We start from the raw sequence: 21,222 nt of genomic DNA, 5'->3' as shown, positions 1-21,222 counted from the left end.
AACCTGCAGATCATCTACGCTCAGGACAACGCCGCCAGCACCTGGCTTGCCGAGCAGGAAGCCAACGACAGCAGCCTGTTTGGCACCTTGCGCTACGGCTTCTCGCCGGCGCTCAAACACGCGCTGCATCAGGAGGCCAACGCGCTGCTGAACGGCCTTGGCGACGTGACCAACCTGGCCACCCGCATCGGCGAACTCAACGGCACGCTCAATCACCAGGGCTTTGCCGACAAGCCGTGGATGAAGGCGCTGAAACAACCCGTTCAGGACACCTTCAAAGCTCTCGGCCAACTGGCCAGCAGCGCAGGCAAGGCGACGTTCGAAAGCATTCTGCTGGCCTGGGTGCCCATCGACAGCCGCCTGGCGGTGGGCAAGCAGCAGAACATCGTTGCACTGATACGCACGCTGTTGATCGGCCAGATCCTGCTCGATTCGAAGGCGCGTATTGCGATCGATCACAACATGCTCGCGAAGCTGAAAACCTGGATCAGTGAGTGGCAGGTGCTCAACAAACAGATCAGCGACACCCGTCGCAGCTGGCTCTACCCAACCGCTTACAACCCCCGCAAAAGCATCGCCAGCCACCTGCGCACGCTCGAGCAAAAGCTTCGCCTGCACGAACTGAGCATGCCCGCCCTGCTCGACTTTCAGAACAACGAGTACGCCAGGCAGTTGCAGGATGAGATTCGCCTGCACTTCCAGTCCGGCAAAGCCATCGCCAAAGACTGGCTGGCGACCGCCAAACGCTGGCTCGATGGGCTGGGAGGGATTGCCGGCTCGATCACCTGGAGCGTGATCATGCTCAACTTCATCAACACCGCCTTCACTTATCGCGACCTTACTCGGGATGGAGACTTCAGCGCCAAGGACATCGGCAAGGTGACGTATGGGTTGGGGTATAGCTTTAACTTGTTGATGGCGGTGTTTGTTGAAGCGCCGTGGGCAATTATCAGGGATGCGACGCCGGTGCTGATCGATGGCAAGAATGTCGGGATTCTGGATCGCTCTGCGGGTTATTGGAGGGCGAAGGGAAATGCGGCGTGGAGTGATGCGATACGTGGGTTCAGGGTTTCGATGGTGGCTATGGGTGGGTTTGGGCTGGCGGCGGTTACGCTTGAACTATTTGATGTTACAAATGATTTTTACGCAGCGAAAACATCAGAGGAAAAAAACGCAATTATTGTAAAGGGCATTTCTATATTCGCAATGGGAGTAGGCTCAACTTTTCAATTGATGACAGGATTGTCCCCTGCAAGCACCTTTACAGTTGTTGCGATGAGTCCATGGTTCAGTGTGGCGCTGCTCGTAATAGGATCTATATATCTTTTTACTACGCTGGCTTTGAGTTATTTCAAGCAAGACAGTGTGGGCTGGTGGCTACGCAAGTGCTGTTGGTCGAGAACCCTGGACTATCGCTACCCCGAGACTGCCAAAGGCGAGAGTGAAGAAGTACGCGCATTGATGGAAATTCAATTGTCTCCACAGATTCATGTTAAAAGCACCGTGCATTATGAGAATCGTTATCTTGGCAAAGGCGATTACTACAGCGTAGCGGTACAAAATGGCGCTGGAGTGCAAGTACGCTTGCCAAAGCTGGTACGCGGGGAGTCCGTGCACTTCAACATCGTCAGCAGCAAGCGACCATGGGGAGTGCTACCTGTAGAAAAAATAGACGACCCGCTGCATCAAACATTTCTGGACAGCGGGCAATTCAGGAAGGCCGAACAGTTCGGGACGCTTACCAACAAGCCAGCTGGAAAGGCGAGTGAAGATTTCACCTATCCACTCATGCCACCTGAAAATGAAGACCTCATCTGGGAAACGTGGGTGCCGCTCCACAAGGACGCAACATATCTTGAGCTGCAAATCTGGTACCCGGCCAATCTGATCAATCCTGGCGAGGACGATAGAAGCTATCTGTTTCAAATGGAGCTTGGCACAAGAGGCGATACTACTATCGATGGTTTGGCTGCTGTGGAGCTTGAAGTGAAGGCATCAAGCAGGATTGGCACACTGACTCTGGAAGTAGCAGAGGGTACACCTGTATGAATCAACAAGAAAAAGCCTTGTATCTGCCGAAAAGTAAAGACGTTCTGAACTGGAAGATCAAAACATTTGCTAGATCGCCTAGAGAAATGAAGATGACTCAGTCCATATTCATTGCAGTCTACATGACAGGAAGTACACTTTACATGTGGGGAGGCTGGATAATGTTTTCAGACAGTCTCTACTCATTAGTGGGCACGATACTCGCGCTTGCCGGAATTCTTGCTTATTACCTATGCCTACTCATCCGCCAAAAAACCATCTACAACTACACCATCAAAACCGACAGAGCCCACCTTGAGTACTACCTCCACTACCCCGACTTCGCCTCCTCCTTTTTCAAAGGCATCGCCATAGCCGTCATCCTGTTGTTCGTCATGGTAGCCATCCTAACCGGCTCACTGCTCTTCCTGATCGGCCCCGTGGCCATGGCATTCATCGCAGCCATCAAGCTACTCAACTGGGAAAACCCCATCCACCACGAAAAAAGCCTGCCATGGGGCGAGTACAACTTCGTCACTGTCGACCGCAAACGCTTGATGATCATCACGCACCGCACTGACATCACACTCGGCTTCGAAGCCCGATTCCAGCACGAGCTACTGTTCAACAAGTACCTGAATTTTCTGCACACCGTGCTCCCGTCCACGGCCGAGTTCACCGAAAAAGCCTGGAAGTGGTAGCACACCCACGCTAACGTACACGCCGGAATTTCAAGCCCTACCCACCAAGGCCTCACCATGATCCAGATCCGCCCCATGACACCGGAAGATTTCGAGCGCTTCTGGCCCACTTTTCAGGCTGTCGTCATCGCTCAGGAAACCTACGCCTACGACCCTGCCCTCACTCAGGAGCAGGCCCGCGATCTGTGGATGAAGGCGCCCTTGCACACGTTGATTGCCGAGGAAGATGGCCAACTGTTGGGCAGCTACTACCTGAAGGCTAACGCGGCAGGTCCGGGCAATCATGTCTGCAACTGTGGCTATATGGTGACGGACGCGGCGCGGGGTCGTGGTGTGGCGCGGTTGATGTGCGAGCATTCGCAGCAACTGGCGCGCAACAGCGGGTTCCTGGCGATGCAGTTCAATTCGGTGGTCGCCAGCAATGAGGTGGCGGTCGGGTTGTGGAGCAAGCTGGGTTTCGAGACGGTCGGGCGGTTGCCCAAGGCTTATCGTCATGCCCGATTGGGCCTGGTGGATTGTCTGGTGATGTTCAAGTGGCTGGCTGATGAGCCGGTGGCTAAAGAGCCTGCGCAGCCCAAGTTGATTGGCCGCAAGAATATCGAATCCGTGGTGTCGCGTCCGCGTCGAAAATAAGCGCGACGCACACATGAAAACGGGGCCTGCTCAGCATGAGCAGGCCCCGTCTTGTATTACAGCTCGGTGCTTATTTGCCAGAACCCATATCGGGCTGTTTCTGCAGCAACACCCGAGTCACTCGACGCTCTTCCACGCCGACGACGTGCAGGTTCCAGCCCTGCCAGCTGAGGCTGTCGCCGGTAGACGGCAGGCGATCCAGCAGGCTCATGACCAGTCCGGCCAGGGTCTGATAATCCTCGGTCGCCTTGGCCTGGAAGCCAGTGCGCTCGCGAATCAGGCTCAGGTTCAAGGCTCCCGATACCACGAAGTCCTCGCCCTGCTCGACGATGTCCGGACCTTCCACTTCGCTGGCGTCGGGCAACTGACCAGCGATGGACTCGAGAATGTCGGTCATGCTCAACACGCCGATGAAGTCACCAAACTCGTTGACCACAAAGGCGATGTGCGTCGATTCCTTGCGCATCTGCTCCAGGGCATTGAGGATGGTGAAGCTTTCCAGCAGGTTGATGGCCTTGCGCGACATCAGTTTCAAGTCGGGCTCGTTGCCGGACAACAACTCCTTGAACAGCTCTTTCTTGTGCACGAAGCCCAGCGGCTCATCGATACCGCGCTCGCCAATCAGCGGCAGACGCGAGTAGGACGAGTGCATCAGTTTCAGACGAATCTTCTCGGCGCTGTCGTTCAGGTCGATACAGTCGACTTCGGCCCTCGGCGTCATCACCGTGCGAATCGGCCGCTCTGCCAGCTGCAGTACGCCGCTGATCATCACCCGCTCACGACGGTCAAACACCGGCTCGCTGCTTTCACCATCCAGCATGTCGGTGATTTCCTCATCGACGTCACCAGACTCCAGCTTGCGACCGCCCAACAGGCGCATCACCGCATGAGCCGCACGCTCGCGGCGCGGCAGGTGACCATGGGCCGACTTCTTGCTGCGCTTGCGGGCGATCTGGTTGAACACCTCGATGAGGATCGAGAAGCCGATGGCCGCATACAGATAGCCCTTGGGAATATGGAAACCCAGGCCTTCGGCGGTCAGGCTGAAACCGATCATCATCAGGAAGCCCAGACACAGCATGATCACCGTCGGGCGGCTGTTGACGAATTTGGTCAGCGGCTTGCTGGCAATCATCATCAGGCCGATGGAGAAGATCACCGCGATCATCATCACCGACAGGTGTTCGACCATGCCGACGGCGGTAATCACCGCATCCAGCGAGAACACGGCGTCCAGTACGACGATCTGCGCAACGATAGGCCAGAACAACGCATAGCCCGCATTACCGGCGCGCTGGGCGACATGCCCTTCCAGGCGCTCGTGCAGTTCCATGGTGGCCTTGAACAGCAGGAATACACCACCAAACAGCATGATCAGGTCGCGACCGGAGAACGTCTTGCCGAACACCTCGAATAACGGCTCGGTCAGCGTCACCATCCACGAGATGCTCGCCAGCAGGCCAAGGCGCATGATCAACGCCAGCGACAGGCCAATGACGCGCGCCTTGTCGCGTTGTTCAGGGGGCAGTTTGTCGGCCAGGATGGCGATGAACACCAGGTTGTCGATGCCCAGCACCAGTTCCAGCACGATAAGGGTCAGCAGGCCAAGCCATGCCGTGGGATCAGCGATCCATTCCATGGTTTATGCAGCCTCACGATAAAAATGGCAGGGGTGGGTATGGGTCACTGTAGACCAGACGCCATCGCTGAACGTCAGGCATGGCGTTGCAGCGTCAGAACGCGAAGGTCTGCCGGAATCCATGCAGTGCAAGAGGTTAAGTGGAGAGACGTTCGAATGAAGCGGCCTGCTCGGTAACAGTGAGATCACCGGCCAGCCATACGCGATGGAAGGAGGACAACTCGGAGGCTCCTGGAGGGTATTCATACAGTCCTGAAAATCAATACGGGCGCTGATCGTACAATACCCATAGATGTTTCGTACGTTGGGAAAGTATTACAAGACTTGACCAACGAGCATGCTGCTTGCCGAGCAGTAAATGAGCATGGGGCGACGTTTTGTCACACCTCAAGGCACTACCAGTTGTCTGACAACAGAATGGCGCGGGTAGATGCGCCAATCCATTTGTTTTAAAATGTTTCCATAACGTCAGGCATACGCAGTGCTTCCCGCGATCCTTATTCAACGTCGCCCTTCACTGCTCGCCTGAACAGAATCATAAAAAGAAAGCCCGTCATAGACGGGCTTTTTTCGTTTTCAGCTTTTGCATTCGATGCCCTCGACGGCATCCCGGCAACCCGTTTTCTTAACCTTTGAGGTGATTTACCCATGCTGCGCATCGTTGTTGTTCATTTGTTTCAGTGGCTCAAGCGTCTGTCGTCCGCGCTGTTCTTCCGCAGCGCAGAGGACAACTATTCGCGCAGCTTCACACGCGAAAACGATGACGAAGGCCGCTGGACGTTTGTTTCGATCGTCATCGTTCTGACCCTCAGCCTTTATTGCCTGGCTGGCCTGGGTTACTACGCCAAGACCAATATCTGGGACGGCTTCACTCAAGAGCAGAAAGAGAACATCGCGCAGGCCATGGTGGTCAGCTCGCAGAATCTCTGACAGTTACTGGGTTCGACCAAACGGGGGAAGCAAAAGCTTCCCCCGTTTTTGTTTGACCGGCTTGTCAGGAAGCGGCTTTTCTGCGAGAAAGCCCGCTCGCGCCAATCACAGAGCGCGCTGCAACCGGAAGCATGGCAATGAGCAAAGAATTACAGATTACCGATCTGCACCCCGGCGAGGGCAAGGCAGCGGTAAAGGGTGCGCTGATCACCACGCATTACACCGGAACCCTGGAAGATGGCACGGTGTTCGATTCCTCCCACGAGCGTGGCAAGCCGTTCCAATGCGTGATCGGTACCGGGCGCGTCATCAAGGGCTGGGACCAGGGCCTGATGGGCATGAAGGTCGGCGGCAAGCGTAGATTATTCGTCCCCGCCCACCTGGCCTACGGCGACAGAAGCATGGGCGCATACATCAAGCCCGGTGCCGACCTGACATTCGAAATAGAACTGCTGGAAGTGCTGACCCGCGACGATTGAGCAGCCTGCTTGCAGATCAGCCTGCATCGGCCGATACCCTGACGCACGGGCACACGCCTGATTGCTTGTTATCGCAGAAAAAGCCATGCTCCGGGTATGGAATTCAAGGTCTTGGCACAGGAACACGTATGGCGCTCAATAAGTCGACTCAGGAGCTGAAGCGACACCTGAAAGGGACAGCAACCAATCTGGAAAACACGGCGGAAGAAATTCTCAAACTCGCCTCACAAATGAACGATGTGGATGTCACCGCAGTGCTGCAGATGGTCAACCGTCTTTACAGCGATGCCGATCAGCTCAAAGCGTATGCTGATGAGGTCAAGGCCAAGCGGATCGTGCGCGCCAAGCCGCTGTAAATCGCTGCACCCGAGTTCAGACGCGCTTTCTTCGCTCCAGAGGGCCTTCGATGCTGCCACAGCCCGCCACTTCCAGCGTCAGCCCCAGGCACCTGAACATGCAGAAATGGCGTGGCCGGGTCGGCATGGGCCTGGTCGCTAGCCTGTCGGTTCTGGCCGGCATGACCGATGCCATCGGCTTCATGGCCACCGGCGATTTCGTTTCGTTCATGAGCGGCAACACCACCCGGCTTGCAGTCGCAATCAGTGATGGCGACCTGAGCGTGACGGTGCGTCTGACCCTCGCAATCCTTGCCTTCATTGCCGGCAACGCGCTGGGCGTGGTGGTTGCGCGCCTTGGCGGGCGACGTGCCCTGCCCTTGCTGCTGGGCATCGCTACGCTGCTGTGTGCGGCTGCCGCATGGCCGCTGGAAAGCAACATGCTCGCACTGATCTGGGCGATTCTGGCAATGGGCATGCTCAACGCCGCCGTCGAGCAGGTCAACGGGCTGCCGGTCGGCCTGACTTACGTGACCGGCGCGCTGTCGCGCTTCGGTCGTGGCCTGGGTCGCTGGATGCTGGGGGAACGCCGGGACGGCTGGCGCGTGCAACTGGTCCCCTGGGTCGGCATGTTCATCGGGGCCGTGATAGGCGCGCTACTCGAGCATCGTCTGGGGCTCAACGCTCTGTTGATCAGCGGCAGCCTGTCGGCGTTGCTGGGGCTGGTTTCGCTGAAAATCCCGCACCGCTGGCAACGTCAATACATGCCACGCTGAACCCTGCGATGCCCATCTGCTGAAATACGTTTACCATACGCCGCTTTTCCTGACCGATCTGCGCCATGACCCCTGAAGCACTCGCGATTCTGCAACAGCACCTGATCGACGCGTTGAACAACGTCCCGAATGAAACCCGCCGCCTGTTTCATGGCCGGGGCCGTGTGTGGCCGGGGCTGGAGCACATCACCGTCGACTGGATGCAGGGCGTGGTGCTGGTCTCGGTGTTCAAGGAGCCTCTTGAATCCGAGCTGGCAGCATTGATGCAGCTGTTGCACGCGTTGATCGACACGCCCCAGTGGCAGCAGAGTCAGGCTCACACCTTGCTGCTGCAACACCGCTATCTGCCACAGAGCACCACGCAATGGCTGACCGGCGAGGTCGTGGATGAATGGGTGATCACCGAAAACGGCCTGCGCTACAAAGTCGATTTCGGCAAAAAGCAGAACAGCGGCCTGTTTCTGGACATGCGCTACGGTCGTGAATGGGTGCAGGCTCAGGCCAAGGGCAAGCGCATCCTCAATCTGTTCGCCTACACCTGCGGCTTCTCGGTCGCCGCCCTGGCCGGGGGTGCCGACCACGTCGTGAATCTGGACATGGCCCGCGCTGCATTGAATCGCGGCCGCGAGAATCATCGCCTCAATGATCAGGACCTCAGCCGCGTGACCTTTCTGGGCCATGACCTGTTCAAGTCCTGGGCCAAGGTCACCCGTTGCGGCCCTTATGACCTGATCATCATTGACCCGCCGTCCTTCCAGAAAGGCAGTTTCATGCTCGACAAGGACTACCAGCGTGTCCTGCGTCGATTGCCGGAGTTGCTGGACGAGGACGGTTCGGTGCTGGCGTGCATGAACGATCCCGCACTGGGACCGGACTTTCTGATTCAGCACACCGCAATCGAAGCGCCCTGCCTGCGCTTCGAACAGCGCCTGGAAAACCCGCCGGAGTTCCCCGACGCTCGCGTTGAGGGCGGCTTGAAGGCGCTGGTGTTCAAGGCAGAAGGCCTGAGTCGCAGCGGATGGGCGTAACGAGCGAAGACCGACGGCCGCTTCGGAGCTGAACAGGCATGCAGCCTATTCAACCTGCCCAAACACCTGGCTGGGCCGCCGCAGCGACGGGTCGAACGGGTTGATTCTGGCGCTGATGGCCGTGGCTTCACGCTTGAGCAATTCAACTACGGTCATCAGGCGATCGGGCCCCAGCCGGTCGGAGATGGTCGCCACACTGAGCGCAGCCACTGCACGACCGTTGCGGTCCAGGATCGGCACTGCCAGCCCGGCCATGCCCGGTAACGCGCCGGTGTTTCGCCCGGCGTAGCCCAGACGCCGCACGTTTTCCACCTCCGAACGCAGAAACACCTCGTCGTACAGGTGAAAATCCTTGAGCCGTGGCAGGTTGTAGGCAATGACCGTTTCCCGCTCGTCCTCGGGCAGAAACGCGAGAATCGCCAGACTGCCCTGCCCCACGCCCAAGGCAACACGACCGCCGATGTCGCCGGTGAACGTGCGGATCGGGTACGGGCCTTCGCTGCGGTCCAGGCAGATCGCATCGAAACCGCTGCGTGCCAGCAGAAACAGCGAGTCACCCAGTGACGCAGACAGGCGCAACAGGCTGGGGCGCACCACGTCACGCAGGTTGCCGGTATTACCCGCCTTGGCGGCCAAGGCGAAGAACTCAATGCTCAACCGGTAACGTTTGCTGAGCAGATCCTGCTCGACCATGCCCTCATCCATCAGGCTGCGCAGCAAGCGGTGCGTGGTGGGTTGCGACAGCCCGACACGCTGGGCGAGTTGCGTGACCCGCTCGCCGCCTTCATCACACTCGCCCAGGCAGCGCAGTACAGCGAACAGACGGGAAACAGCTCCCACACCGACTTCAGCTTTCGTAATATTCCGATCAGTGGAATTATCCATGACAATATCTCTTTATATTTCCACCAAAAGAATTAATTCAAAGAAAGATGTTATTCAGTGAAATTCCTTGTTGAGCCCATCCTAGCCTTCGCCCTACTCTCAGTCCACCGGGGCGATTTGAACAATCATCGGTAGCCGACTCAGAGCGAGCACCAACGTCCACAGAACTGCATGACTTCATTTCGCATCTGCCCATGACAAACGCGTGCTTCGGCGCGCATGCACAAAGGTGGAAGCAGGCATGGCATTTCTGCAGCTCGAAGGTCTCTCCAAACGCTACGGCTCCATTGACGCGGTCGTTGCCACCAACCTGGCCGTCGACAAGGGCGAATTCGTTTCTCTGCTCGGCCCTTCCGGCTGCGGCAAAACCACCACCCTGCAAATGATCGCCGGCTTCGTCGAAGTCAGTGACGGACGCATTGTGCTCGACGGGCGCGACATCACTCACGCCAAACCCAGCAGCCGGGGCCTTGGCGTAGTGTTCCAAAGCTATGCGCTGTTTCCGCACATGACCGTGGCTGACAACGTTGCGTTTGGCCTGCGTATGCGCAAGGTGCCTGCCGCCGAGTTGCACCCGCGTGTCAAACGGGTGCTGGAGCTGGTGCGCCTCGGTCAGCATGCCGAGCGCTATCCGCGCGAGTTGTCCGGTGGGCAGCGCCAGCGGGTCGCATTGGCCCGCGCACTGGTAATCGAGCCGCCAGTACTGCTGCTCGACGAGCCGCTGTCCAACCTGGATGCCAACCTGCGCGAAGAGATGCAGTTCGAAATCCGCCGCATTCAGAACGAAGTCGGCATTACCACGCTGATGGTCACCCATGATCAGGCCGAAGCCCTGTCGATCAGCGATCGGGTGGTGGTGATGCAGGCCGGTCGCATCACCCAGATCGACGAGCCTTACAAGCTCTACGAACACCCGCGTACACGCTTCATCTCGGGTTTCGTCGGCAAGGCCAACATGTTGCAGGGAGATCTGGACAGCAGCGGCATCCCGCAGATTCGTCAGGTGCCCGGCGATGGCAGCCTGACCCTCAGTCTGCGTCCCGAGAAGATCGATCTTGTAGCACCTGGCTGCGGACGACTGTCCGGGCACATCGTCACCCGTTATTTTCTTGGCAGCCAGTGGCTGTATCGCATCCAGACCAGCATTGGCGAAGTGACGGTTGTACGCCGTAACGATGGCCAAGCGCCGCTGGAACAAGGCGCGGCGGTCGACATGGACTGGCCCACCGAGTTGCTGCGCGTGCTGGATGCCGACGAGGTGCGCGCATGAGCCTGCTGAGCGAAATGCGTCAGGGCGGTCGCGGCTATTGGCTGTCGGCTCCGGCACTGGCTCTTTATATCGGCTTGCTGGTGTTGCCGCTGGGGCTGACTCTGGTGCTGTCGTTCAACGTGTTCGACTATCAGGTCGGGGTGAAAAGCGACAGCTACACGCTGGCCAACTATATGGCCGTGGTCACCGACTCGTATTTCTATGAAATCTTCCTGCGCACCTTCTGGATCAGCGCGCTGGTCACCCTGCTGTGCGTGCTGATCGGCGTCCCCGAAGCCTACATTCTCAGCCGCATGGGCACGCCGTGGCGCTCGATCTTCCTGATCCTGATTCTCACGCCGCTGCTGATCTCGGTGGTGGTCCGGGCGTTCGGCTGGAGCCTGCTGCTGGGCGCGGACGGTTTGATCAATCAGGTCATCCAGTTCATGGGCGGTCGCCCGGTGAAACTGCTGTACACCCCGTTTGCCGTGGTCATTGCGTTGGTCCACGTCATGTTGCCGTTCATGATCATTCCGGTCTGGACCTCGCTGCAGAAGCTCGACCCCACCGCCGAGCAGGCCGCGCTGTCGCTGGGCGCCAGCCAGGCGAAAGTCATGCGCCTGATCGTGCTGCCGCAGGTCATGCCCGGCGTGCTGTCCGGCTCGCTGATCGTGTTCGGCCTGGCCGCCAGTTCGTTCGCCATTCCCGGCCTGCTCGGCGGACGACGTCTGAAGATGGTCGCCACGGTGATCTACGACCAGTACCTCTCGGAGTTGAACTGGCCGATGGGCGCGACCCTTGCCGTGGCGCTGCTGTTGGTCAACCTGCTGGTCATGCTGTCCTGGAACCGCATGATCGAAGGCCGTTACAAAAAAACTCTGGGGGAATGATCCATGTCCAAGAACGGTCCGTTGGCTCTCTCGTTTCATGCGCTGGTGGTGATCTTCATGATGGCCCCGCTGATGGTGGTGTGCCTGGTGGCGTTCACCCCGGAAAACACCCTGAGCCTGCCCACCACCCATTTCTCGCTGCGCTGGTTCAAGGCCGTCTTCGAGCGCGCCGACTTTATCGATTCGTTCTACAACAGCCTGATCCTGGCGTTCGTATCGGCGACGCTGGCCACGCTGATCGCGGTACCTGCCGCACTGGCAATCACGCGTCATACATTTCCCGGTCGCAATTTTTTCAACGCCCTGTTTCTCTCGCCGATCATCATTCCTCATTTGGTACTGGGGGTGGCGATGCTGCGCCTGTTTGCGCTGATGGGTGTGAACGGCAGCTTCACCTGGCTGATCTTCGCCCATGTGCTGGTCATCACGCCTTACGTACTGCGCCTGGTACTGGCGGCGGCAATCGGCATCGACCGCAGCGCCGAGCACGCCGCCGAGTCTCTGGGGGCCGACCGTTTCACGCTGTTTCGGCAGATCACCCTGCCAATGATTCTGCCCGGCGTGGCAGGCGGCTGGTTACTGGCGTTCATCAACAGTTTCGATGAAGTCACGCTGTCGATCTTCGTTACATCGCCCGCGACGCAGACCCTGCCGGTGCGCATGTATGTCTACGCCACCGAATCCATCGACCCGATGATGGCCGCCGTATCGGCACTGGTCATCGCCCTCACCGCCGCCACCATGATCCTGCTCGACCGGGTCTACGGGCTGGATCGCGTGCTGGTCGGCAAACACTAATCCGGAGCTTTCACGTTATGGCATTGCTGAAACGACTGACCGAACATGATCGCCCGGTTCTGTCCTTCACCCTTGACGGCCAGCCGGCCAGCGGTCTGTTGGGCGATACCTTGCTGACCGCGGTACTGACCGCCAGCGAACACTTGCGCGGCAGTGACTTCAGCGCCGAACCTCGCGCCGGTTTCTGCATGATGGGCGCCTGTCAGGACTGCTGGGTGAGGCTGGGTGACGGTCAGCGCGTGCGTGCCTGTTCGACGCTGCTGGAGGCCGGTCAGGCGGTGATTCGTGAACCGGGGCGCTGCGTATGAGCGATCAGACAATTGCCATTGTCGGCGCAGGACCGGCCGGTATTCGCGCCGCCCAGACGCTACTGGCCCACGGCATCAAGGCCTGCCTGATCGATGAAGGGCTGCGCGGCGGCGGCCAGATCTACCGTCGCCAGCCGGACAACTTCCAGCGCTCGGCCAAGGCGCTCTACGGCTTTGAAAGCGCCAAGGCGGTCGCGGTGCACGACGCGCTCGACACGCTGGCCGCACAGATCGACTATCGGCCGCAGACGCTGGTCTGGAACGCCGAAAATCACCAACTCGATACCCTGCAAAACGGTACCGCCGCCACTGTTGATTTCAGCCACCTGATCGTCGCCACCGGTGCCACTGACCGAATTCTGCCGGTGCCCGGCTGGACCCTGCCCGGCGTGTATAGCCTTGGCGCAGCGCAGATCGCGCTCAAATACCAGGGCTGTGCGATTGGCCAGCGCGTGGTGTTTTGTGGCAGCGGCCCGTTGCTGTATCTGGTCGCTTACCAGTACGCCAAGGCTGGCGCGAAGGTGCTGGCGGTGCTCGACAGCGCGCCGTTTTCGGCGCAATGCAAAGCATTGCCGGCGCTGCTGGGCCAACCGGCAACGCTGGCCAAAGGCATGTATTACCGGGCGTGGCTGAGTGCACACGGCATTCCCGTGCATCAAGGTGCGCAGCTCACACACATCGACGGGGAAAAACGCGTAGACGGCATTCAATGGCAACGCAACGGTAAGTCGGGCCACCTGGCTTGTGACGCGGTCGCTTTTGCCCATGCGCTGCGCAGCGAGACGCAACTGGCAGACCTGCTGGGCTGTGAATTCGCCTGGAGCGCGCTCAACCGGGCGTGGCTGCCAACCCGCGACGACTGTGGACGCAGCAGCGTGTCAGGCATCTATCTGGCGGGCGACGGTGCGGGAATCATGGGCGCCGACGCTGCGGAAATGGCCGGAGAACTGGCCGCGCTCGGGCTGCTGAAAGACATCGGCGTGGTCGCAGATACCTCACGTATCGACACGCTTAAAACTGCCTTGCGACGCATCGAACGCTTCCGCCACGGGCTGGAAACCGCGTTTCCGTTCCCTGAGGACTGGGCCGCCAACGTGGCGGATGACACGCTGGTGTGCCGCTGTGAAGAAGTCTCTGCAGGCGAGATTCGCAGTGCCGTGCAGGATGGCCATTGGGAGATCAACCGGGTCAAGGCCATGTGCCGGGTCGGTATGGGGCGCTGTCAGGGCCGGATGTGTGGTCTGGCAGCGGCCGAAATCATCGCCCGCGAGAGCGGCCGGTCCGTCGAGCACGTCGGCCGCCTGCGCGGTCAGGCACCGATCAAGCCGCTGCCCTTTGGTCTGGGGATGCTACCCGTGGAAAAGCAATCGGTGGAGACGCAACCATGAGCACACTGATTGAAACCGATGCGATTGTCATCGGCGGCGGCATTGTCGGCGCCTCGGCAGCCTTGACGCTGGCCCTGAAGGGCAAGCGGGTCGCCTTGCTGGAACGCGATTTTTGCGGATCGCACTCCAGCGGGGTCAATTACGGCGGCGTGCGGCGTCAGGGCCGTCCGTTGTCGCAGTTGCCCTTGTCGCAAAGGGCGCATCAGATATGGGGCAACCTGCGTGAGCTGATCGGCATCGACGGCGAGTACCAGCGCTCGGGCCACCTCAAACTGGCGCGCAGCGAACAGGACATGAATGCCTTGCGCGCGTACGCCGAAGCCAGCCAGGGATTCGGCCTGGATTTGCAACTGCTTGATCGCGATCAGCTGCGCGCGCGTTATCCCTGGGCTGGCGATGTCGCTGTCGGTGCATCGCTGTGCGCCGACGACGGACACGCTAATCCACGTCTGGTATCGCCGGCCTTCGCCCGCGCTGCTCGTCGGGCAGGCGCACAGGTGTTCGAGCAGGCGCCGGTCAGTGAAGTCAGCCACGACGGCAACGTGTTCGTCGTCACCACCGCCAGCGGTCTGACACTGCGCGCCACTTGGCTGCTCAACTGCGCCGGGGCGTGGGCCGCAGCGCTGGCAGCACAATTCAACGAACCGGTGCCGATGTATTCAGGGCACCCGGCAATGCTGGTGACAGAACCGCTGCCGATGTTTATGGACGTTAGCACCGGTGTCGAAGGCGGCGGCATTTATGCCCGGCAAGTGGCTCGCGGCAATTGCGTTCTGGGCGGCGGACAAGGCTTTGCCCTCGACCCGGCACGCACCAGACCGGGACAGGCGGCGGTGCTGGATATCCTGCGCAACGCCGTCGAACTCTACCCGCCACTCGCCGGCGCTCAGGCCATTCGCACCTGGAGCGGCACCGAAGGCTATCTGCCGGACCGTGAACCGGTGCTGGGCCCAAGCCTGACCCATCCAGGTCTGCTGCACGGCTTCGGCTTTGCCGGGGCGGGCTTTCAGATCGGTCCGGCAGCGGGTGAAGCGCTGGCCGAATGGGTCTGCGAAGGTGCCTCACGGATTTCGCTCGATGCGTTTTCCATCGGCCGCTTTCAGCAAATCGCCCTGCAAACCCCTGCCATCGAACTTGTTACGAACGTCATCCCATTGCACAGAGGAAGGTCGTCCCTATGAAAAGTACCAAACGTCTCGCCCTCACCGGGCTGTCCTGCCTGCCGCTGGCCGCCGCACTTCTGTCCACGCCTGTCATGGCCGAAACCACGCTGTACCTGGGCATGAACGGTGGGACCATGGAGCGCCTTTATGCCGATCAGGTGCTGCCGGCTTTCGAGAAGGCCAACAACGTCAAGGTGGTGATCGTGCCTGGCACATCGGCCGACATCCTCGCCAAGGTTCAGGCGAGTAAGGACAACCCGCAGATGCACGTCATCTTTCTCGACGACGGCATCATGTATCGGGCTATTTCCATGGGCCTGTGCGACACGCTGCAGCCCAGCGCCAGTCTGGCCGACCTGCCTGCCAAGGCCAAAATCAAGGAACAGGCAGCAGCCGTCAGCCTGGGCGTGACCGGCCTGGCCTACAACACACGGATGTTCAAGGAGCAGGGCTGGAGCGCGCCCACCTCGTGGATGGACCTGGCCGATAAACGTTTCAAGGACAAGGTGGTGTTCCAGTCACTGGCCTCCTCGACCTTCGGCCTGCATGGCTTTCTGATGTTCAACCGTATCCAGGGCGGCAGCGAGAAAGACGTCGAACCCGGCTTCAAGGCCTGGCCGAAGACCATCGGCCCGAACGTACTGGAATACATCGCCAGCTCGGCCAAGATCTCGGAAATGGTGCAGACCGACGAAGCCGCCCTGTTCCCGCTGACACCCACCCAGGTCACCGCGCTGAAGATCAAGGGTGTACCGGTGGAATATGCATCGCCCAAGGAAGGCGGCGTGGTGTTGAACGTGGCTGAATGTGCGATAGCCAATAACAACCAGCCGGAGCTGGCCCAGAAGCTGGCGGCCTACCTGCTGACACCAGAAGCACAGGCGCCTGCGCTGGAGTTCGGTGACCAGATCCCGTCGAACCCGAAAACCCCGACCACTGACAAGACACGCAGTCAGGTCGAGGCCATGGAGAAGTACCTGGAAACGGCGGTGACCATCGACTGGGATCAGGTCAATCAGATCCGTCCCGAGTGGAACGCACGCTGGAGCCGCAGCATCGAGCGCTAGAGGTCCACGGCGACGCCGAAAGGCATCGCCGTGCGTAAAAGACGCATGCTGATTGCCATCCGGCAAATTATTTCAACTTATTACCGTGCACGGGAGTCCCACCGTTACGCCCTCTGCTTCGGGCGCATTTTGACGGTGGTTCTTTCTCTATGAGTTTTATTGTCTGCATGGGCGTGCTTGGCGTGCTGTTGATGCTATTGGCGCTCACTTCCTCTTATCTGCGCTGGATGCCAGTGACCACATCGGCCGTGTGCCTGGGATTCGGCTTCGGCATCGGCCCGATGGGCCTGGATATCGTCGATCTGGATTTCGAGAAATCCTACGAGTGGCTGGAACGCCTGACCGAAGTGGCGGTGCTGTTTTCGCTGTTCGGTACGGGCATCAAGTTGCGCCTGCCCTTGCGCGGCAAAGCCTGGCATTCAGCCTATTGGCTGGCCGGGCCGGTGATGCTGGCGACCATCGCTGGCGTGACGGTCGCGGGGCACTACATCATTGGCCTGGACTGGGGCGTGTCTTTGTTGCTCGGCGCGATGCTGTCGCCGACGGACCCGGTACTGGCCGGGATGGTCCAGGTCAATAATGCCCGGGATCAGGACCGCCTGCGCTTCGGCCTGTCCGGCGAAGCGGGCCTCAACGACGGAACCGCGTTTCCATTCGTGATTTTTGCCTTGCTGTACCTGAGTTCAGGGGGCGCGATGGGCGACTGGGTCCAGGGATGGCTGATCAAGGATTTGATCTGGGCGGTGCCGGCCGGTCTGTTGATTGGTTACGGGATGGGCCGTGGGGTCGGCCATCTGATGATCTTTCTGCGCATCAAGAACGCCGACAGCACCACCTCGCCCAATGACTTTCTGGCGCTGGCACTGATCGCCCTGGCTTATGTCGTTGCGCAAAGCGTGGGTGCCTTTGGCTTTCTTTCGGTATTTGCCGCCGGATTCGGGCTGCGTCAGGCTGAGGTACGTGTCACGCGGTCAGAGCTGCCGTCCGAGCATGTCGCGCAGCCGGTCCTCGGGCATATGACGTCCTCCCTTGAGCAGGGCACGGTCGCGCAGGTCGACGACATGAGCGACTCGCAACTGGCTGCCGGCGTGATGATGGGCGATATGTTGGCGTTCGGTAGTCTGGTGGAGCGCGCCATGGAAGTCCTGCTGATCACCCTGCTGGGCGCGGCGCTGGCGATGTACTGGGACTGGCGAGCCATTGGCCTGGGTATCGCGCTGTTCTGCGTGATTCGTCCTGCCAGCGTCTGGTTGCTGGTGAGTCGTCGCCTGCTCAATGTCCGACAAAAAGCACTGGTTGGCTGGTTCGGTATTCGTGGGATCGGCAGTCTTTATTACCTGTGTTTTGCCTTGTCGCATGGTCTGGCACACGATGTCGGCCACGTCGTCGTTGGCATGACCCTCTCGGTCGTCGCCCTGAGCATTCTGGTACACGGCATCAGTATCCAGCCTTTGCTGGAGCGTTACGAGCGCAGTTCCGCCGCCAGGCCTGATTGATCAGTCATCAAGGCAAAGCGCCATAGAGCGTGTCGATGAGCGTATTGGAACAAGCAATTGGACTGCGGCATTTCGACTCGGTTAGCGTGGCGTCATCCGGCCAGTGCAAACCGCAATGCGTGCGGCTACTATGTTTATACGCACAAGGCACTTTGCCAGCCTGCGATCAGGTGTGAAATTGGCGCATTACAAATTGGCTGAACCCTTGTCACGCACTGGCCTCCAAACCCGGTAATACAGCCCACTCGATTATTTAGAAGGTGAAATGTCAGAACCCGTCCTGATGGACCGCTTTGCACGTAAGGTCGATTATCTGCGCATGTCGGTCACCGACCGCTGCGATTTTCGCTGCGTGTACTGCATGGCCGAAGAGATGACGTTTCTGCCTCGGCAACAGATTCTGTCGCTGGAGGAGATCCTCCAGGTGGCCGAGCGCTTCGTGGCACTGGGCACGCGCAAGATTCGTCTGACCGGTGGTGAACCGCTGGTACGCGCAGGTGTGGTCGGGCTTTGCGAGAAGATCGCCGCCCTGCCCGGCCTGCGTGAATTGTGCATGACCACCAACGGTTCGCAGCTGGACAAACTGGCTGCCCCGCTGTTCAAGGCCGGCGTCACGCGCCTGAACATCAGCCTGGACAGCCTCGATCCACAGCGTTTCCGCGAGCTGACCCGCACAGGCGATCTGCACAAGGTGATTGCCGGCATCGATGCCGCCAACGCCGCCGGTTTTGTGCACACCAAGCTCAACTGCGTGGTGATGCATGGTCGCAACGATGATGAGATCAACGACCTGCTGGCGTTCGCCATCGATCGCAACCTGGACGTTTCGTTTATCGAAGAAATGCCGCTGGGCATCATCAGCGAACACAGCCGCGCCGAATCCTTCTACTCCAGCGATCAGGTGCGCGAACGCATTGCCGAACGTTACACCCTGGTGCCTTCCACTGACTCGACTCAAGGGCCATCGCGCTACTGGCGCCTGGCCGAGGCACCGGGCATTCGCATCGGCTTCATCTCGCCGCACAGCCACAACTTCTGCGGCACCTGCAATCGCGTGCGCATGACCGTCGAAGGTCGCTTGCTGCTGTGCCTGGGCAACGAGCATTCCGTGGATTTGAAGGCGGTATTGCGCGCCAATCCCGGCCAGCCGGAAAAGCTGGAAAAAGCCATCATCGACGCCATGCAGCTCAAGCCGTGGAGCCACAACTTCACCCACGACGATGGCGTGCAGGTGGTGCGCTTCATGAATATGACGGGCGGCTGACAGCCGCCCTGAAGGATGACGCCTCGTATGAGGCGTTATTTATTTACCGGCCTTGCGAAAGAACAAGGTGATCTGCCCGACTTCGACACCCAGCTTGGTCATCGACGAACGATTGGCCATGGTCTGCTTGTCGATCAGGTACATCCAGTCATCCAGGCTCACGTCATACTCGGTGCCATCCACCGGCAACCTGAGCACATAGTTCCAGTGGAAGCTGTTGCCTGACACTTCGCCATAGGCCTCGCCAACCACGTCACCTGCCGTGCCCTTCCAGCGCCCCGGACCATCGGGACGCAAGCGCCACTCCCGGACCTGTTTGGTGCCATCGCTGTAGCTGAAGGCCTCGTGCATGACCAGCACTTCGCCTTCACTGTGCCCGTCGATCACCACGGTAAAGCGCTTGGTGACTTCACCGGAGCGCTTTTGAAACATTCCCCAGGCCTCGACACGCCCGGTGAAGTACTGTCGCAGATCGAGCTTGGGCTCTTCCTGACTGTAACGGGTTACCGGCACACCGCCGCAGCCGCTCAGTACAAGCCCTGCACACAACATCAACATCCACTTTCTCAGCATGCGCCCTCCTTGATGGGTCATGAGCCGGTACTGCCGAGCAACTGCTCGCGAAGCTCCGGGTTACGGGTTTTCGGGTCAAGCCAGATGGAAAAGAAAGCCTTGGCGAACTGGCTGTCGGGCACCACATGCTGGAGCTTGTCGCCAACATAAAACCGCGCTTCGCGGCCAGGCAGGTACACACCGGTAATCTTCATGCCCGGCTGGACGTCGACAAATGACTGGTTCATCTGCTGGCGCCATTCAGTCAGTTGCTGTTCGTTCACCTTCGCACCGGAAATACGCTTGATCTCATCGATACTGGCATCGACGAGGTCTTCACGATCAATGGCTCGGTGGTAAGTCAGCTCAAGGGCCAGCGGTGCATCCGCGACGAAAGGCTTGGCGGGGCTGAGCAACCTGGCCGTATAGATGCGAAAACCGAACAGACTGAGGTCACCGCCACCGACGACCTGAGCATTGGGCAATGCCTCACGCCAATCCGCCGAAGCGCCAGCGCTGAGCAACATCACCAACCATAACCATCGTGGCGCACGCATCGGCAACCTCTGTTTATGTCATGTGCAGGCACTGCCGTGACAGTCACCACAGGCAGCGAGTGAGAAGAGTCAGAATCGCTGACTCATGGCCGGAATCTATACCACCAAAAACGCTTTGTACAACCTGTAGGCCCTCGCCGTCCCGGTGACGAAAACCAAAAAGCCTGTTCCCGATCAGTATCGGGAACAGGCTTCAGGACCTGCGATGCCCTACTCAGGCAACCTGCGAGTGCGCCTGCCGACGAGTCTTCTGCCACTCACCTTTCAACGCCTGCAGCGTGTTCTCCATGTAGGCACGATCGGCAGCGGCTTTCTTGCCGACATAACCCTGGCCACGACGGAACATCTTCAGGGATGCGCGCAGTTGCGGGTGCGCATCACGAAACTCGTGCTCTTGCGTGAACGGCGACATGGCGTCGACGCGAACTTCACCCGACTCGGCCACCCAGGCGATATGGTTATCCAGCGTGTCTTTGCACGCCGCAAACAGACGAGCCAGTTCATCAATAGTCGGTTGTGTGTTGATATTCATGTTGATGCCCCTTCGCTCGTAGACTGTTCAATAATTGATACATCAAGTTCATGCGCCAGAACTTCAGCAATGCACACGATTGAGTGTGCGTCGAATACCGTTCCAGCCCTCAAGGACATGCAGGTAGCCTTGATGAAGAGCCGCTACACAGCGGCATCAGCGTAGAGAGAAGAAGTCACGAAACCCAAAGACCCGGCCCAGGATCGGCAATCGATCCGTTACAAGCATCATGAGGACATTTCGCCAGCTTCTCGCCCTTATCGACGACAAATGCCAGTTCAGCTCCATCAATCTGCCTTGTGGGCAGCCTACATCCGGGAACATCTCGACGGCTTGCCGAGCCTGTTCATCACACCTTTTGCAGCGCTCCCGATCGGGGAGACAGCTGCATAATGCAAAAGGAAAATGGGCACGTCAACGATTATGTAGTGATTATTTTTTATCACTACATAATCGTATGAGGGACGTGGGGTTACGTAAAAAGGTGACTGAATGGTCATGGGGGTACAGGTTATCAAGGGTGG

At 59.2% G+C, this 21,222-nt stretch carries 21 protein-coding genes and 1 pseudogene; 17 read left to right on the top strand and 5 right to left on the bottom strand.

All coding sequences use genetic code 11. The features are described from left to right. The 3 genes and pseudogenes from BT119_RS03610 to BT119_RS03600 form a co-directional block, all read left to right on the top strand. A pseudogene (locus tag BT119_RS03610) lies at positions 1-2,049 on the top strand (hypothetical protein); the annotation flags it as partial. After that, on the top strand, positions 2,046-2,729 hold the full coding sequence (locus BT119_RS03605; protein WP_072364812.1) for a permease: 684 nt from the start codon (positions 2,046-2,048) through the stop codon (positions 2,727-2,729). The pseudogene BT119_RS03610 and the gene BT119_RS03605, both read left to right, overlap by 4 nt. Before the next feature lie 57 nt (positions 2,730-2,786). Beyond that, positions 2,787-3,362, top strand: a complete 576-nt coding sequence (locus tag BT119_RS03600; RefSeq protein ID WP_072364810.1) for a GNAT family N-acetyltransferase — start codon at positions 2,787-2,789, stop codon at positions 3,360-3,362. Between the two features lie 70 nt (positions 3,363-3,432). Here BT119_RS03600 and BT119_RS03595 read toward each other — a convergent pair whose 3' ends face one another. Continuing rightward, positions 3,433-5,001, bottom strand: a complete 1,569-nt coding sequence (locus tag BT119_RS03595; protein WP_003367323.1) for a TerC family protein — start codon at positions 4,999-5,001, stop codon at positions 3,433-3,435. A gap of 648 nt (positions 5,002-5,649) precedes the next feature. Here BT119_RS03595 and BT119_RS03590 point away from each other — a divergent pair. The 5 genes from BT119_RS03590 (at position 5,650) to BT119_RS03570 (ending at position 8,549) form a co-directional block, all read left to right on the top strand. Further along, positions 5,650-5,931 (top strand): hypothetical protein, encoded by a 282-nt coding sequence (locus BT119_RS03590; protein WP_002553776.1) that lies wholly within the window; start codon positions 5,650-5,652, stop codon positions 5,929-5,931. A gap of 137 nt (positions 5,932-6,068) precedes the next feature. Further along, positions 6,069-6,410, top strand: a complete 342-nt coding sequence (locus BT119_RS03585) for an FKBP-type peptidyl-prolyl cis-trans isomerase (RefSeq protein WP_003367319.1) — start codon at positions 6,069-6,071, stop codon at positions 6,408-6,410. 128 nt (positions 6,411-6,538) lie between these two features. Continuing rightward, positions 6,539-6,766, top strand: a complete 228-nt coding sequence (locus tag BT119_RS03580) for a hypothetical protein (RefSeq protein WP_003317903.1) — start codon at positions 6,539-6,541, stop codon at positions 6,764-6,766. Between the two features lie 50 nt (positions 6,767-6,816). Next, positions 6,817-7,521, top strand: a complete 705-nt coding sequence (locus tag BT119_RS03575) for a YoaK family protein (RefSeq protein WP_032609373.1) — start codon at positions 6,817-6,819, stop codon at positions 7,519-7,521. A gap of 65 nt (positions 7,522-7,586) precedes the next feature. After that, positions 7,587-8,549, top strand: a complete 963-nt coding sequence (locus BT119_RS03570; protein WP_003367316.1) for a class I SAM-dependent methyltransferase — start codon at positions 7,587-7,589, stop codon at positions 8,547-8,549. A 45-nt stretch (positions 8,550-8,594) separates the two neighbouring features. On the opposite strand, the gene BT119_RS03565 is transcribed toward BT119_RS03570, so the two are convergent. Next, positions 8,595-9,434 carry an IclR family transcriptional regulator gene (locus BT119_RS03565; RefSeq protein WP_003432861.1) on the bottom strand — a complete coding sequence of 280 codons (840 nt, stop codon included), beginning with the start codon at positions 9,432-9,434 and terminating at the stop codon, positions 8,595-8,597. Between the two features lie 241 nt (positions 9,435-9,675). Between BT119_RS03565 and BT119_RS03560 the strand changes: the two genes are divergently transcribed. The 9 genes from BT119_RS03560 (at position 9,676) to moaA (ending at position 19,057) form a co-directional block, all read left to right on the top strand. Continuing rightward, positions 9,676-10,704: an ABC transporter ATP-binding protein gene (locus tag BT119_RS03560; protein ID WP_072364808.1), complete on the top strand. Its 1,029-nt coding sequence runs from the start codon at positions 9,676-9,678 to the stop codon at positions 10,702-10,704. Next, positions 10,701-11,573, top strand: a complete 873-nt coding sequence (locus tag BT119_RS03555; RefSeq protein WP_003317898.1) for an ABC transporter permease — start codon at positions 10,701-10,703, stop codon at positions 11,571-11,573. The genes BT119_RS03560 and BT119_RS03555 overlap by 4 nt, the downstream gene beginning before the upstream one ends. Before the next feature lie 3 nt (positions 11,574-11,576). Then, positions 11,577-12,371: an ABC transporter permease gene (locus BT119_RS03550; protein WP_072364806.1), complete on the top strand. Its 795-nt coding sequence runs from the start codon at positions 11,577-11,579 to the stop codon at positions 12,369-12,371. 17 nt (positions 12,372-12,388) lie between these two features. Beyond that, positions 12,389-12,679 carry a (2Fe-2S)-binding protein gene (locus tag BT119_RS03545; protein ID WP_003432864.1) on the top strand — a complete coding sequence of 97 codons (291 nt, stop codon included), beginning with the start codon at positions 12,389-12,391 and terminating at the stop codon, positions 12,677-12,679. Further along, entirely contained in the window at positions 12,676-14,067 is a 1,392-nt protein-coding gene (locus BT119_RS03540; RefSeq protein WP_072364804.1) for an FAD/NAD(P)-dependent oxidoreductase, read from the top strand. Before BT119_RS03545 ends, BT119_RS03540 begins: the two co-directional genes overlap by 4 nt. Continuing rightward, on the top strand, positions 14,064-15,248 hold the full coding sequence (locus BT119_RS03535; protein ID WP_072364802.1) for an NAD(P)/FAD-dependent oxidoreductase: 1,185 nt from the start codon (positions 14,064-14,066) through the stop codon (positions 15,246-15,248). The genes BT119_RS03540 and BT119_RS03535 overlap by 4 nt, the downstream gene beginning before the upstream one ends. Then, the gene (locus tag BT119_RS03530; RefSeq protein WP_003367301.1) at positions 15,245-16,297 is read left to right on the top strand and encodes an ABC transporter substrate-binding protein; all 1,053 of its coding nucleotides are present in this window, start codon (positions 15,245-15,247) and stop codon (positions 16,295-16,297) included. Before BT119_RS03535 ends, BT119_RS03530 begins: the two co-directional genes overlap by 4 nt. 149 nt (positions 16,298-16,446) lie before the next feature. Continuing rightward, entirely contained in the window at positions 16,447-17,793 is a 1,347-nt protein-coding gene (locus tag BT119_RS03525; protein WP_003367298.1) for a cation:proton antiporter, read from the top strand. Between the two features lie 265 nt (positions 17,794-18,058). Then, complete coding sequence (gene moaA, locus BT119_RS03520; RefSeq protein ID WP_003317890.1) at positions 18,059-19,057, top strand: GTP 3',8-cyclase MoaA; 999 nt, start codon at positions 18,059-18,061, stop codon at positions 19,055-19,057. 39 nt (positions 19,058-19,096) lie between these two features. Here moaA and BT119_RS03515 read toward each other — a convergent pair whose 3' ends face one another. From BT119_RS03515 to BT119_RS27155, 3 genes are all read right to left on the bottom strand, one after another. Then, complete coding sequence (locus BT119_RS03515) at positions 19,097-19,630, bottom strand: DUF3833 domain-containing protein (RefSeq protein WP_003367296.1); 534 nt, start codon at positions 19,628-19,630, stop codon at positions 19,097-19,099. A 17-nt stretch (positions 19,631-19,647) separates the two neighbouring features. Then, complete coding sequence (locus BT119_RS03510) at positions 19,648-20,166, bottom strand: chalcone isomerase family protein (RefSeq protein WP_032609375.1); 519 nt, start codon at positions 20,164-20,166, stop codon at positions 19,648-19,650. 214 nt (positions 20,167-20,380) lie between these two features. Next, positions 20,381-20,698 carry a hypothetical protein gene (locus tag BT119_RS27155; RefSeq protein WP_003367294.1) on the bottom strand — a complete coding sequence of 106 codons (318 nt, stop codon included), beginning with the start codon at positions 20,696-20,698 and terminating at the stop codon, positions 20,381-20,383. Positions 20,699-21,222: the final 524 nt, after the last annotated feature.

The sequence above is a fragment of the Pseudomonas sp. NFACC10-1 genome, from assembly GCF_900119195.1.
Classification (GTDB): domain Bacteria; phylum Pseudomonadota; class Gammaproteobacteria; order Pseudomonadales; family Pseudomonadaceae; genus Aquipseudomonas; species Aquipseudomonas cerasi.
Note: the sequence above shows the minus strand (reverse complement) of the source record. Positions and strands in the feature narration are given on the sequence as shown.

What these genes read in the sequence shown, in the direction of transcription:
- BT119_RS03605 (WP_072364812.1), top strand. Translation starts at nt 2,046, where the DNA reads ATGAATCAACAAGAAAAAGCCTTGTATCTGCCGAAAAGTAAAGACGTT.
- BT119_RS03600 (WP_072364810.1), top strand. Translation starts at nt 2,787, where the DNA reads ATGATCCAGATCCGCCCCATGACACCGGAAGATTTCGAGCGCTTCTGG.
- BT119_RS03595 (WP_003367323.1), bottom strand. Translation starts at nt 5,001, where the DNA reads ATGGAATGGATCGCTGATCCCACGGCATGGCTTGGCCTGCTGACCCTT.
- BT119_RS03590 (WP_002553776.1), top strand. Translation starts at nt 5,650, where the DNA reads ATGCTGCGCATCGTTGTTGTTCATTTGTTTCAGTGGCTCAAGCGTCTG.
- BT119_RS03585 (WP_003367319.1), top strand. Translation starts at nt 6,069, where the DNA reads ATGAGCAAAGAATTACAGATTACCGATCTGCACCCCGGCGAGGGCAAG.
- BT119_RS03580 (WP_003317903.1), top strand. Translation starts at nt 6,539, where the DNA reads ATGGCGCTCAATAAGTCGACTCAGGAGCTGAAGCGACACCTGAAAGGG.
- BT119_RS03575 (WP_032609373.1), top strand. Translation starts at nt 6,817, where the DNA reads ATGCTGCCACAGCCCGCCACTTCCAGCGTCAGCCCCAGGCACCTGAAC.
- BT119_RS03570 (WP_003367316.1), top strand. Translation starts at nt 7,587, where the DNA reads ATGACCCCTGAAGCACTCGCGATTCTGCAACAGCACCTGATCGACGCG.
- BT119_RS03565 (WP_003432861.1), bottom strand. Translation starts at nt 9,434, where the DNA reads ATGGATAATTCCACTGATCGGAATATTACGAAAGCTGAAGTCGGTGTG.
- BT119_RS03560 (WP_072364808.1), top strand. Translation starts at nt 9,676, where the DNA reads ATGGCATTTCTGCAGCTCGAAGGTCTCTCCAAACGCTACGGCTCCATT.
- BT119_RS03555 (WP_003317898.1), top strand. Translation starts at nt 10,701, where the DNA reads ATGAGCCTGCTGAGCGAAATGCGTCAGGGCGGTCGCGGCTATTGGCTG.
- BT119_RS03550 (WP_072364806.1), top strand. Translation starts at nt 11,577, where the DNA reads ATGTCCAAGAACGGTCCGTTGGCTCTCTCGTTTCATGCGCTGGTGGTG.
- BT119_RS03545 (WP_003432864.1), top strand. Translation starts at nt 12,389, where the DNA reads ATGGCATTGCTGAAACGACTGACCGAACATGATCGCCCGGTTCTGTCC.
- BT119_RS03540 (WP_072364804.1), top strand. Translation starts at nt 12,676, where the DNA reads ATGAGCGATCAGACAATTGCCATTGTCGGCGCAGGACCGGCCGGTATT.
- BT119_RS03535 (WP_072364802.1), top strand. Translation starts at nt 14,064, where the DNA reads ATGAGCACACTGATTGAAACCGATGCGATTGTCATCGGCGGCGGCATT.
- BT119_RS03530 (WP_003367301.1), top strand. Translation starts at nt 15,245, where the DNA reads ATGAAAAGTACCAAACGTCTCGCCCTCACCGGGCTGTCCTGCCTGCCG.
- BT119_RS03525 (WP_003367298.1), top strand. Translation starts at nt 16,447, where the DNA reads ATGAGTTTTATTGTCTGCATGGGCGTGCTTGGCGTGCTGTTGATGCTA.
- moaA (WP_003317890.1), top strand. Translation starts at nt 18,059, where the DNA reads ATGTCAGAACCCGTCCTGATGGACCGCTTTGCACGTAAGGTCGATTAT.
- BT119_RS03515 (WP_003367296.1), bottom strand. Translation starts at nt 19,630, where the DNA reads ATGCTGAGAAAGTGGATGTTGATGTTGTGTGCAGGGCTTGTACTGAGC.
- BT119_RS03510 (WP_032609375.1), bottom strand. Translation starts at nt 20,166, where the DNA reads ATGCGTGCGCCACGATGGTTATGGTTGGTGATGTTGCTCAGCGCTGGC.
- BT119_RS27155 (WP_003367294.1), bottom strand. Translation starts at nt 20,698, where the DNA reads ATGAATATCAACACACAACCGACTATTGATGAACTGGCTCGTCTGTTT.